Annotated in this window: 13 protein-coding genes; 11 read left to right on the top strand and 2 right to left on the bottom strand. The window is 72.8% G+C overall.

The features are described 5' to 3' along the window. Positions 1 to 609: 609 nt before the first annotated feature. From ACF062_RS05580 to ACF062_RS05530, 11 genes are all read left to right on the top strand, one after another. Entirely contained in the window at positions 610 to 1440 is an 831-nt protein-coding gene (locus ACF062_RS05580) for an LPXTG cell wall anchor domain-containing protein (RefSeq protein WP_392136000.1), read from the top strand. A gap of 81 nt (positions 1441 to 1521) precedes the next feature. Continuing rightward, entirely contained in the window at positions 1522 to 2310 is a 789-nt protein-coding gene (locus tag ACF062_RS05575; protein WP_392135992.1) for a GntR family transcriptional regulator, read from the top strand. Positions 2311 to 2450: 140 nt separating this feature from the next. Beyond that, the gene (locus ACF062_RS05570; protein WP_392135990.1) at positions 2451 to 3575 is read left to right on the top strand and encodes a TIGR03364 family FAD-dependent oxidoreductase; all 1125 of its coding nucleotides are present in this window, start codon (positions 2451 to 2453) and stop codon (positions 3573 to 3575) included. 5 nt (positions 3576 to 3580) lie between these two features. Then, positions 3581 to 4285, top strand: a complete 705-nt coding sequence (locus tag ACF062_RS05565; protein WP_392135987.1) for a phosphonatase-like hydrolase — start codon at positions 3581 to 3583, stop codon at positions 4283 to 4285. Continuing rightward, positions 4282 to 5337 carry an ABC transporter ATP-binding protein gene (locus ACF062_RS05560; RefSeq protein WP_392135985.1) on the top strand — a complete coding sequence of 352 codons (1056 nt, stop codon included), beginning with the start codon at positions 4282 to 4284 and terminating at the stop codon, positions 5335 to 5337. The genes ACF062_RS05565 and ACF062_RS05560 overlap by 4 nt, the downstream gene beginning before the upstream one ends. After that, positions 5330 to 6244, top strand: a complete 915-nt coding sequence (locus ACF062_RS05555) for a 2-aminoethylphosphonate ABC transporter permease subunit (RefSeq protein WP_392135982.1) — start codon at positions 5330 to 5332, stop codon at positions 6242 to 6244. The genes ACF062_RS05560 and ACF062_RS05555 overlap by 8 nt, the downstream gene beginning before the upstream one ends. Further along, positions 6231 to 7058, top strand: coding sequence for an ABC transporter permease (locus tag ACF062_RS05550; protein ID WP_392135979.1), 828 nt, complete (start codon positions 6231 to 6233; stop codon positions 7056 to 7058). The genes ACF062_RS05555 and ACF062_RS05550 overlap by 14 nt, the downstream gene beginning before the upstream one ends. A 21-nt stretch (positions 7059 to 7079) precedes the next feature. Further along, entirely contained in the window at positions 7080 to 8156 is a 1077-nt protein-coding gene (locus ACF062_RS05545) for a 2-aminoethylphosphonate ABC transporter substrate-binding protein (RefSeq protein WP_392135977.1), read from the top strand. 73 nt (positions 8157 to 8229) lie between these two features. After that, positions 8230 to 9009, top strand: a complete 780-nt coding sequence (locus tag ACF062_RS05540; protein WP_223774811.1) for an HAD-IIA family hydrolase — start codon at positions 8230 to 8232, stop codon at positions 9007 to 9009. Positions 9010 to 9105: 96 nt separating this feature from the next. Then, complete coding sequence (locus ACF062_RS05535; RefSeq protein WP_392135974.1) at positions 9106 to 9657, top strand: hypothetical protein; 552 nt, start codon at positions 9106 to 9108, stop codon at positions 9655 to 9657. A 10-nt stretch (positions 9658 to 9667) separates the two neighbouring features. Beyond that, on the top strand, positions 9668 to 10339 hold the full coding sequence (locus ACF062_RS05530) for a class F sortase (RefSeq protein WP_392135971.1): 672 nt from the start codon (positions 9668 to 9670) through the stop codon (positions 10337 to 10339). Between the two features lie 19 nt (positions 10340 to 10358). On the opposite strand, the gene ACF062_RS05525 is transcribed toward ACF062_RS05530, so the two are convergent. Then, positions 10359 to 11147: a CbtA family protein gene (locus ACF062_RS05525; protein ID WP_392135968.1), complete on the bottom strand. Its 789-nt coding sequence runs from the start codon at positions 11145 to 11147 to the stop codon at positions 10359 to 10361. 23 nt (positions 11148 to 11170) lie between these two features. Further along, positions 11171 to 11392, bottom strand: a complete 222-nt coding sequence (locus ACF062_RS05520) for a CbtB-domain containing protein (RefSeq protein ID WP_223774808.1) — start codon at positions 11390 to 11392, stop codon at positions 11171 to 11173. Positions 11393 to 11405: the final 13 nt, after the last annotated feature.

Genomic DNA, 11405 nt, shown 5'->3' with positions numbered 1-11405 from the left:
TCGGTTGGTCGGCTTCCGGGCGGTGGTGTGGCGGTCAGTCGGGTGCTTGGTTGGTCGGCTTCCGGGCGGTGGTGTGGCGGTCAGTCGGGTGCTCGGTTGATCGGTTCCGGCCGGTGGTGTGGCGGCCAGTCGTCTCTCCGGTTGATCGGTTTCGGGCCGGTCGTCCGCCGGGCAGTCGGCTGCCCGGTTGATCGGCTCTCGGCCGGTGGTGTGGCGGGCAGTCGGGTGCTCGGTTGGTCGGCTTCCGGGCGGTGGTGTGGCGGTCAGTCGGGTGCTTGGTTGGTCGGCTTCCGGGCGGTGGTGTGGCGGTCAGTCGGGTGCTCGGTAGATCGGCTTCCGGCCAGTCGTTTCACGGTCAGTCGGCTGCCCGGTGAAGCGGCTCCCGGCCAGTCCTCCGCCGGCCAATCGCGATATGCGGGATCTCGACTGATCGTGGGGTTCTTGAACGGCCGATCGGGCCTACCGGGGGGTGGCGCTCCGGGGCGGCGGCGGCCGCGTGGCAGGGTCGCGGCCATGACCGGTGGCCCGGTCACCGTGCCCACCTCACCGGCCCCCGACGTACGCATCACAGCCTGGCAAAGGTCCATTCACACCCGGCAAAGGTCCGTCATGCGATTCCGCAGCTCCGCCCCCTTCGGCCTCGCCACCACGGTCGCCACGACCCTCGCCACCGCCCTCGCGTCCACCGTGGCGACCGCCCCCGCCGCCGCCGAGGAGCCCGGCCAGGCGGCGCCCGTTCCGCAGGTGCGCCGGCAGGGCCACGCCGGTGTGCCCCCGCCCAGCTGCGCCCCGCCCGACCGCGTCGACTTCCCCCTCGCCACCCGGATCCACGAGGGCCCCGGCGCCTACCGCCCCGGCGGCCCCCGGCAGGAGTGGACGATCGACCTCACCAACGCCACGGACGAGACCTGCGCCGGCGTCCACCCGATCCTGGTCCTCGTCGGCCAGCGGCAGCCGCTGCTGCCGGAGCAGATCCGGCTGGAGTTCCACGACGGGACGCGCTGGCGGTCCGTGCCGTTCGAGAAGACCGACCAGGACGAGAACATCGGCGTCCTCGACGACGGCTTCCCCGGCTTCACCGTCGGCCGCGGCGAGACCGTCACCGTGAAGGTCCGCCTCGCCTTCACCGCCGACGCCCTGCCGAACCGCGTCGTGGCGTCGGTGGCGCTGGTGCAGCGCAGGGAGGACGACGGCGAGTGGGTCGGCGACTCCAACGACTACGGCTTCGCCGTCGCGGCCGATGCCCCTGACGATGCCGAGGACGCCGAGGACGCCGAGGACTCAGGGGGGGTGTCCACCGCACGGCCGGAACCGATCGAGCAGCTGGCGCAGACCGGCCCCGCCACTCTGCTCGGCCTCGGGGCGGCCGCCGGTGCCCTCCTCCTCGGCGGCGCCGCCCTGCTGGCCCGCTACCGCAGGCTCCGCGCGACCGGCCGCTGAGCCGTCCCGCACCGGATCCCCTGCGCGGGCGGGCCCCGTTCACGTACGTCTGCGTTCACGTACGTCTGCGAACATCCCCGGGTGGACAACCCGAACCCCGCTCAGCCGCCCGCCCACCTGCTGGACCAGGCGCCCGGCGCCCCCATCCGCTCCGGCATCCCCGAGCACGGGCGCATCCCGAAGTACTACGCCGTGAAGGCCCGGATCGCCGCCCTCACGGACGAGTTGGGGGACGGGCAGACGCTGCCCACGGAGCGGGACCTCGCCGAGCGGTACGAGGTGGCGCGCGAGACCGTGCGCCAGGCGCTGCGCGAACTCCTCCTGGAGGGGCGGCTGCGCAGGCAGGGCCGCGGCACCGTCGTCGCGGGCCCCAAGCTGGAGCAGCCGCTCTCCCTGGCCAGTTACACCGAGGGCGTACGCCGACAGGGACGCACGCCCGGACGTCACCTCATCTCCCTCGACCGCTTCCCGTGCCCGGCCGCGCTCGCCGCCGAGATCGACGCCGGGCCGGGCGAGCCGGTCTGGCACATGGAGCGCGTCCTGCTCGCCGACGACGAACGGGTCGGCCTGGAGAGCACCTACGTGTCCGTGGCGCGGGCGCCGCGCCTCGACCGCGACTTCGAACCGGACTCCTCCTTCTACGCCTACCTCCGCGACCGGCTCGGCATCGGCTTCGGGGACGCCGACGAACGCATCGAGACGGTGCTCGCCACCCCGCGTGAGGCCCTGCTCATCGGGACGCCGCCCGCCCTGCCCATGCTGCTCATCCACCGCCTCTCACGGGACACCGACGGCCACCCGCTGGAGCGGGTGCGCACGCTCTACCGGGGCGACCGGTTCTCCTTCACCACGCATCTGGGGCGGGACTGAGGCTCCCGTCCTCCGCGCGGCGACAGCGGACCGGGATATCACGAACAGATAACGGGTCTAGTCCAAGCTTGGGTGCCCGTTCACCGTCCCGTTGCCGTTCGGCCCCGCGCGGGCCACCCGTCCGCAGGAGCGTTGCCGCCGTGAGAGTCATCGTCGTAGGAGCCGGCGTGGTGGGCACCATGCACGCCTGGCACGCAGTGGAACGCGGCCACGAGGTCGTACAGATCGAGCGCGAGAGCGAGGCCCGAGGGGCGTCCCTGCGCAACTTCGGGCAGATATGGGTGAGCGGCCGCGCGGGCGGCGAGGAGCTCGAAACCGCTCTGCGCGCACGCGAGTTGTGGGAGGCCATCGGTGAGCGCGTGCCGGGCCTCGGCTTCCGGGCCAACGGCTCCCTGACCCTCGTGCGCACCGAACGCGAGCGCGCGGTCGCCGAGGCCGCACTCACCCGCCCCGACGCCGCCGCCCGCGGCTACGAACTCCTCGGGGAGAAGGAGGCCCGCGCCCTCAACCCGGCCCTGCGCGGCGACTTCCTCGCCGCCCTGTGGTGCGAGCGGGACGCCGCCGTCGAGCCCCGCACCGCCCAGCTCCGGCTGCGCGAAGCCCTCCTGGCCTCCCCGCGCTACACCTTCCTGCCCGGCCGCGAGGTCCGCGAGGCCGTCGGTGGGAACGCGGTGCGCGACGACCACGGTGACGTGCACACCGGTGACGTCGTCGTGCTCGCCACCGGCGCCTGGCTCGGCGGCCTGGTGCGCGAACTGGCCGGGCCCGAGCTGCCCGTGCGCCGCGTCCGCCTCCAGATGATGCAGACCGCGCCGCTCGGCGAACCACTCACCACGTCCGTCGCCGACGCCGACAGCTTCCGCTACTACCCGGCGTACCGGTCCGCCGCGCTCGACGCGCTCAACGCAGGGCAGGCGCAGACCCCGACCGCCGCCGCGCACAAGATGCAGCTGCTCATGGTGCAGCGCGCGGACGGCGGCCTGACCATCGGCGACACCCACGAGTACGAACACCCCTTCGCCTTCGACACCGTCGAGGACCCCTACGACCACCTCACCGAGGTCGTCGAGGGCTTCCTCGGCCGCCCGCTGCCGAAGATCAGGCGACGCTGGGCCGGGGTGTACGCGCAGTGCGTCGACACCAGCCGTGTCGTGCACCGCCAGCAGGTGCGCGACGGCATGTGGCTGGTCACCGGGCCCGGCGGGCGCGGCATGACCTGCTCGCCGGCGATCGCCGAGACGACCGCGGACGAACTGGGATGGTGAGCGCTGTGCAGGACAACCGCATCGGTCTCGTCGTGCTCGACATGGCCGGGACCACCGTCGCCGACGGAGGCCTCGTCGAACAGGCCTTCTCCGCCGCCGCGGCCGGACTCGGCGTCGAGCCCGGCTCGGCCGACCACGCCGAGAAGCTCGCGTACGTGCGCGCCACGATGGGCGAGTCCAAGATCTCCGTCTTCCGGCACCTCTTCGGCGAGGAGGCGCTCGCCCGGCGGGCCAACGCCGCCTTCGAGCAGGCGTACGGGGAGCTGGTCGACGGCGGCCGGATCGCACCGATCCCCGGGGCGAGGGAGGCCATCGAGCAGCTCAAGTCCCAGGACCTCACCGTGGTGCTGACCACCGGCTTCGCCCGCGTCACCCAGGACGCCATCCTGGACGCGCTCGGCTGGCGCGACCTCGTCGAACTGACGCTGTGCCCCGCCGACGCGGGCGGCCGGGGCAGGCCCTACCCGGACATGGTGCTCAGCGCCTTCCTGCGCACCGGGGCCGTGGCGGGCGTCCAGGAGGTCGCCGTCGTGGGCGACACCGCGTACGACATGACGAGCGGGGTGCGGGCCGGGGCGGGCGTCGTCGCGGGCGTGCTGACCGGCGCCCACGGCGAGGCGGAGCTGCGGGAGCACGGCGCCACACACGTCCTCGCCTCGGTCGGCGACCTGCCCGGGCTGCTCGCCCTGCTCGCCGGGGCGCGGACATGAGCAGCGGCATCCGCTTCGACCGGGTCAGCGTCGCCTACGGCAGGACCACCGTCCTCGACGCGCTCGACCTGACCGTCGAGCCGGGCGAGGTCATGGCGCTGCTCGGGCCCTCCGGCTCCGGGAAGACCACCGCGCTGCGGGCCGTCGCGGGCTTCGTGCGGCCCGCGTCGGGGCGCGTGTTCATCGGGGAGCGCGACGTCACCGCGCTGCCGCCGCACCGGCGGGGCATCGGCATGGTCGTCCAGCAGTACGCGCTGTTCCCGCACATGCGGGTCGAGGACAACGTCGCCTTCGGCCTGAAGGCACGCAAGGCCGCGAAGTCCGAGATCGCCGGGCGGGTCGCCGAGGCCCTGGAGATGACCGGGATGGCCGCGTACGCCAAGCGGTTCCCGCGCGAGCTGTCCGGCGGCCAGCAGCAGCGCGTCGCCATCGCGCGGGCGCTGGCGGTCCGGCCGGGCGTCCTGCTCCTCGACGAGCCGCTCTCCGCGCTCGACGCACAGCTGCGCTCCGGCATGCTGGCCGAACTGGCGCGCCTGCACCGGGAGTTGCCGGACGTGTCGATCCTGTACGTCACCCATGACCAGGTGGAGGCGCTGACCCTCGCCGACCGGATCGCCGTCATGGACCGGGCGCGGCTCCAGGACTGCGGGACGCCGCAGCAGCTCTACCGCGCGCCGCGCACGGAGTTCACGGCCTCCTTCGTGGGCAACGCGAACCTCCTCGCGGTGACCGTGGGCGGTGCGGGGGCGGTCTCCTTCGGCGGCTTCGAGCTGAAGGCCGACACGGGGGAGGCCGTGCCCGGCGCGGCGGCCACGCTGTGCGTGCGGCCGCATCTCGTCGGGCTCGGGGACGGGCCCAACGCCCTCACCGGACGCGTGAGCGAGGTCCAGTGGCGGGGCGCCACGCACCGGCTGTACGTCGAGGTGGGCGGCGAGCGGGTGAAGGCGGACGTCCGTGAGCTGCGGACACCACCCGGCATCGGGGACGAGGTCACCGTGCACTTCGCACCGGAGGACGCGGTGCTGCTGTCCGCAGGGGTGACCGATGGGTAGCTCCACTGAGCGCCTCGTTTCCGGTGACCCGGCAGTGAGCGCTGCGCCCACCCGTTCCGCCGTGCGGAACGCCTGCCCACAGCGGGAGCGGCTACCTCGCTTCGTGTGGGCCCTGCCCCCCGTCGCCCTTCTCGCCCTCACCTTCCTCTACCCCCTCGCCCTCGTCGGCCGGCAGTCCGTGCGGCCGGACACCGGCGGCACCTCGCTCCAGCCGTACGCGGACGTCTTCGCCTCCGAGGCGTTCCGCGAGGCGCTCGGCACCACCGTGTGGCTGGCGCTCGGCGCGACCGCCGGATGTCTCGTGCTCGGGTTCGCGCTCGCGCTGGTCATCGCCTTCGTGCCGTTCCCCGGCGGGAAGGCCGTGGCGAAGTTCGTCGACGTCTTCCTCTCCTTCCCGTCCTTCCTGATCACCCTCGCCCTGCTGTTCGTCTACGGGACGAAGGGCATTGCCAACGGGCTCTGGACGGACGCGACCGGCGCCGCCGAAGGCCCCTTCCAGTTCCTGACGACCCCCTGGGGCGTACTCCTCGCGGAGATCACCTACTTCACGCCCTTCGTGATGCGCCCGCTGCTCGCCGCGTTCACGCAGATCGACACGGCGCAGATCGAGGTCGCGTCGAGTCTCGGCGCCCGGCCCGGGCGCATCGTGCGGCGCGTCATCCTGCCCGAGGCGCTGCCCGCGCTCGCGGCCGGCGGCAGCCTCGTCCTGGTCATGTGCCTGAACGAGTTCGGCATCGTCCTCTTCACGGGCGCCAAGGACGTCACGACCCTGCCGACGCTCGTCTACTCCAAGGCCATGCTCGAAGCCGACTACCCGGCGGCCTGCGTCGTCGCCGTCGTCAACATCGCGATATCCGTGGGCCTCTACGGCCTCTACCGGGTGGTGAGCCGTCGTGCTGGTGCATAGCCGCATGGGCAGGTGGGCCGTGCGGGCCCTCTTCCTCGTCCTCTTCCTGCCCCTCTTCGCGCTGCCGCTCCTCGTGATCGTCGCGGCGTCCTTCTCCGCCCACTGGTCGGGAGCCTTCCCCACCGGCTTCACCACAGGGCACTACGCGGCGGCCACTCGCGGGGAGTCGCTCCAGGCCCTCACCACCAGCCTGGTCACCGCCGTCGGCGCCAGCCTGCTCGCGCTCGCCACCGGGACCTGGGCCGCGCTCGCCGCCGCGTCGCTGAAGCGGGGCGGCGGCAAGAACCCCCGGCTGTCCCGGCTCCTCGGGAAGGCCCTCGACACGCTCTTCATGCTGCCCGTCGCCGTGCCGTCCGTCGTGGTCGGCCTCGCGGTCCTCGTCGCGTTCAGCAAGCCGCCGATGCTCCTCAACGGCACCCGCTGGATCGTCGTCCTCGCCCACGCCGTCCTCGTCACGGCCTTCGCCCACCAGTCGGTCTCCGCCGCCGTCGCCCGCCTCGACCCCGCGTACGAACAGGCCGCCGCCTCGCTCGGCGCCCGCCCCTCGTACGTCCTGTGGAAGGTGAGGCTGCCCCTGCTGCTGCCCTCCCTGACCGCGGCCGCCGGGCTCTGCTTCGCGCTCTCCATGGGCGAGTTGAGCGCCACCATGATGCTCTACCCGCCCGACTGGACACCGCTGCCCGTGCGGATCTACGCGGCGACCGACCGCGGCTCGGCCTTCACCGGCGCCGCCCTCGCCGTGGTCCTCATGGCCGCGACCCTGCTCGTCCTCCTCGCCGTCTCCCGCATCCGCACCCGCGCCTCCTACCGCTGAGAACCCCTTCAAGGAGTACGAATGTCCCGCCCCACCCGAGCCCGCCGCCTCCGCACGGCCGCCGCCGTCACCGGCGGCCTCCTCCTCGCCGGGTCCCTCACCGCGTGCGGCGGCTCCGCCGCGTCCGAAGAGAACGTCGTCACCGTCTACAGCGCCGACGGCCTCAAGGGCGAGAAGGGCGACGGCTGGTACGACAAGGTCTTCAAGGACTTCGAGAAGAAGACCGGCATCAAGGTCAACTACGTGGAGGGCGGCTCCGGCGAGATGGTGCAGCGCGCCGTCCGCGAGAAGTCCAACACGCAGGCCGACGTCATCATCACGCTGCCGCCCTTCATCCAGCAGGCCGACGAGAAGGGGCTGTTGAAGGCGTACAAGCCCAAGGGCTCCGAAGAGGTCGACGGCGCCGACAAGGCACCGGACGGCAAGTGGACGTCCGTCGTCAACAACTACTTCGGCTTCATTTACAACAAGAAGGAACTGCCCGGCGGCAAGGCCCCCAAGACGTGGGAGGACCTCACCGGCAGCGCGTACAAGGGCAAGGTGCAGTACTCGACGCCGGGCGTCGCGGGCGACGGCACCGCCGTGCTCATCAAGGCCATGCACGACTTCGGCGGCCGCGGGCCCGCGATGGCGTACCTGAAGAAGCTCCAGACCAACAACGTCGGCCCCTCCGCCTCCACCGGCAAGCTGGCGCCCAAGGTCGACAAGGGCGAATTGCTCGCCGCCAACGGCGACGTCCAGATGAACTACGCCCAGTCCAAGGACATGCCGAACCTCAAGATCTGGTTCCCCGCCAAGGAAGGCGGCGAACCGACCACCTTCGCCCTGCCCTACGCGGCCGGACTCGTCGACAAGGCCCCGCACGGCGCCAACGCGAAGAAGCTCCTCGACCACCTGCTCAGCCAGGAGGCCCAGCGGCAGGTGAGCGAGGTCGGCGGCGGCTTCGCGGCCCGCAAGGACGTCAAGGCCACCGACGCCGACGCGGTCGCCCTCGACAAGATCATGGACGGCGTCGAGATCTTCGAGCCGGATTGGGCGGACATTTCGGAGAACCTCCGGAGCTACGTGGAGGACTGGAAGTCGGCCACCGGCAGCTGATCGTAGGGTGGGGGCGTCGGCACAGCGCTGTCCCGGCGCCCCAGCCACCCCGTACACCGCAGGAGTGCACCTCATGGCAGAGCGCAAGCCCATCGAATCGTGGCTCACCGACATGGACGGCGTGCTCATTCACGAGGGCGTCCCGATCCCCGGTGCCGACGCGTTCATCAAGAAGCTGCGCGATTCCGGCAAGCCCTTCCTGGTGCTGACCAACAACTCCATCTACACCGCGCGCGACCTACAGGCCCGGCTGACCCGCATGGGCCTCGAAGTGCCCGTCGAGAACATCTGGACCTCCGCGCTCGCCACCGCCAAATTCCTGGACGACCAGCGCCCCGGCGGCACGGCCTACGTCATCGGCGAGGCGGGCCTGACCACGGCCCTGCACGACATCGGGTACGTCCTGACCGACCACGACCCGGACTACGTGGTGCTCGGCGAGACCCGCACCTACTCCTTCGAGGCCATGACCAAGGCGGTGCGCCTCATCAACGGTGGGGCCCGCTTCATCTGCACCAACCCCGACGAGACCGGCCCCTCCACGGAGGGCCCGCTGCCCGCCACCGGCGCCGTCGCCGCGCTGATCACCAAGGCGACCGGCAAGAACCCGTACTTCGCGGGCAAGCCGAATCCGCTGATGATGCGGACGGGGCTGAACGCCATCGGGGCCCACTCGGAGACCAGCGCGATGATCGGCGACCGCATGGACACCGACGTCCTCGCCGGTCTCGAAGCGGGCATGGAGACGTTCCTGGTGCTCACCGGCCTGACGTCCCGGCGCGACATCGACAAGTACCCCTTCCGGCCGTCCACCGTCGTGGATTCCATCGCCGACCTGGTCGATCGTGTCTGACCGTCTGGCCGTCTGACCGTCTGACCCCCGTTTGGCCCCGTACCAGGATGCGAAGAGCGTCACCGGGCGTGAACCTCGAAGGACAGGAGGTTCACGATGTGCATACGATCCCTTGCTCTCCGTGGGGCGGGTGCGGCCGTCGTCCTGGCGCTCGCCCTGCCCGTCGGTGGGGCCCGTGCCCACGAGGACGGCGCCGTACAGGCCGAGGTCACCCCGGCCGACGCCCAGGCCGGCGCCACCGTCGAGGTGCGCGTCTCGGGCTGTGAGGGCAGCAGCGGGACGGCCGGGTCCGGCGCCTTCGAGGGGGACGCGAAGCTCACCGGCCGGGGCGGGAAGGACGCGCTGCACGGCAACGCCGAGATCCGGGGCGGCCTCTCCGGTTCGTACGACGTCACCGTCATCTGCGACGGCCACCCCCACCAGGGCACCGGCACGGTCCGGATCAACCAGCGGAACCCGGAGCCCGCCGCCCCGGTGCGCGCCGGTGGCGGGGGCACCGCCCACATCACCTCGACGGTGTCCGCGGAGGCCGACGGGGCCGACGAGGCGGGACCCGGCACCCGGCACGCCGTGATCGGCCTGATCCTCGCGGGCGTCGCGGCGGTCGCCGTGGCCTTCCGCAGCGTCCGCCGGCGCCGCTCCGAGTGACGGGCGGGACGTGAGCGTGTCCGGCGGCGAACGCCCGCCCGGGTCCGGACGCCTGCTGACCGGCGTCGCCTGGGCGGTCCTCCTGGTGGGCCTCGCGCTGTGGGGCAGCGGCCTCACGAACCTGCCCGGCGGCCTGTCGGGGCCCGCGACCGGCGACGTGGCGGCGGTCGGCCGCCCCCACGCGGTCGAACTGCCGCCCGCACACGAGCCGTTGACGCCCGCCCGGCCGGCGCGCGTCGAGGTGCCGTCCCTGAAGATCGGCGCCCCGGTGACCGCCCGCGGCCTCGACGCCCGCGGCGCGATCGACCCGCCGCCGTTCGCCGAGGCGGACGCCGTCGGCTGGTACGGCGGCGGCACCCGCCCCGGCGCCCCCGGCGCGGCCCTCTTCGTCGGCCACGTCGACACCGAGACGGACCCGGCCGTCTTCTACGACCTCAGCGCGGCGCGCCCCGGCGAGAAGATCGACGTGACCCGCGACGACGGCACCGTCGCACAGTTCACGATCGACGACGTCCAGGTCGTCACCAGCGACCGCTTCGACGCGAAGAAGGCCTACGGCCCCCACGAGGAGGGCCGCGCCGAACTGCGCCTCATCACCTGCGGCGGCACCTTCGACCGGGCCACCCGCACCTACACGGCGAACGTGATCGTCTCGGCGTACCTCACGGGAGTGCGGCGCTAGCCCCGGCGCCACCCCCCGGTCAGGCGACCCGCTGCCCGGCCGGCGACGGGGCCGGAGCGGCCACCTCGACGGCGCTCCGGGCCGCCGCGCGCACCCCCAGGGCGCCGAAGACCGCCGCGAACACCGCCCACAGCAGGGCGTGCGAGGCGAGCGACAGCATGCGGAACTCCCACAGCAGCGACGCCTCGACCGGCACCGGGTCCGGGTTGCCCGGCAGCAGGAAGAGCACAAGGAGGACGGCGACCGCGGTGAGCGCCGTCGCGATGTGCCGCACCGGTTCGGGACGCGTGACGAGGCGCACGTACACCTGGCGCACGAGGAACATGCCGAGCACGCCGATGGCGACCGAGGCGAGCCAGAGCGCCTGGCGGTCACCGACGGTGCCCGCGTCGCCGACGCCCGGCGGGTTCGCCGGATAGCGGATCCCGGGCAGGAGCGAGACCGCGAGGAAGGCCGCGCCGCAGAAGGCCAGCGCACGCGGCCACGGCAGCGCGCGCGGATCCCGCCGGTGCACCGCGGCGTACGCGACGGCGACCAGCACGCCGAGGGCAAGACCCGCGACGACCGCGGTCACGACCAGGCCGCCGTGCTGGGTGGAGCGGCTGAACAGCTCCTCATGGTGCTGGACGGCCTGCGCCGCGCCGTGCTGCGCGTGCTCCTCGGCGGCCGAGCGTCTCTCCTCGGCGCGGATCGCGCGGTCCATCAGGGGCTCGGCGAGCAGCAGGGAGAAGAGGCCGGCGGTGAGGCCCGCCGCTCCTCCCGCCACCAGGCCGCGTCCGAGCAACGGGAGTACGGGTGATGTGGGCATGGTGCTCGTGTCCGTCCGCCCGGTCAGTGGCACGGGGCGCCGAAGAGGTGCCGGCCGTCGTGCGCGAACTCGTGGAGGTAGTCGCCGGTCGCCGAGATCAGCGAGCCGTTGTCCATGAACACGGCGTACAGCGCGATGAGCGCGATGACCGCGGCGGCCGATGCGATCAGCCAGTCGCGGGTCTGCGTCACGGCGGCCTGGCTCGCCGTGGTGTCGGTGTGCGGAGCTGCGGAGTGCAGGGACATACCGGTGGGCCTC

Source organism: Streptomyces sp. NPDC015345, assembly GCF_043078805.1.
GTDB lineage: Bacteria > Actinomycetota > Actinomycetes > Streptomycetales > Streptomycetaceae > Streptomyces.
Note: the sequence above shows the minus strand (reverse complement) of the source record. Positions and strands in the feature narration are given on the sequence as shown.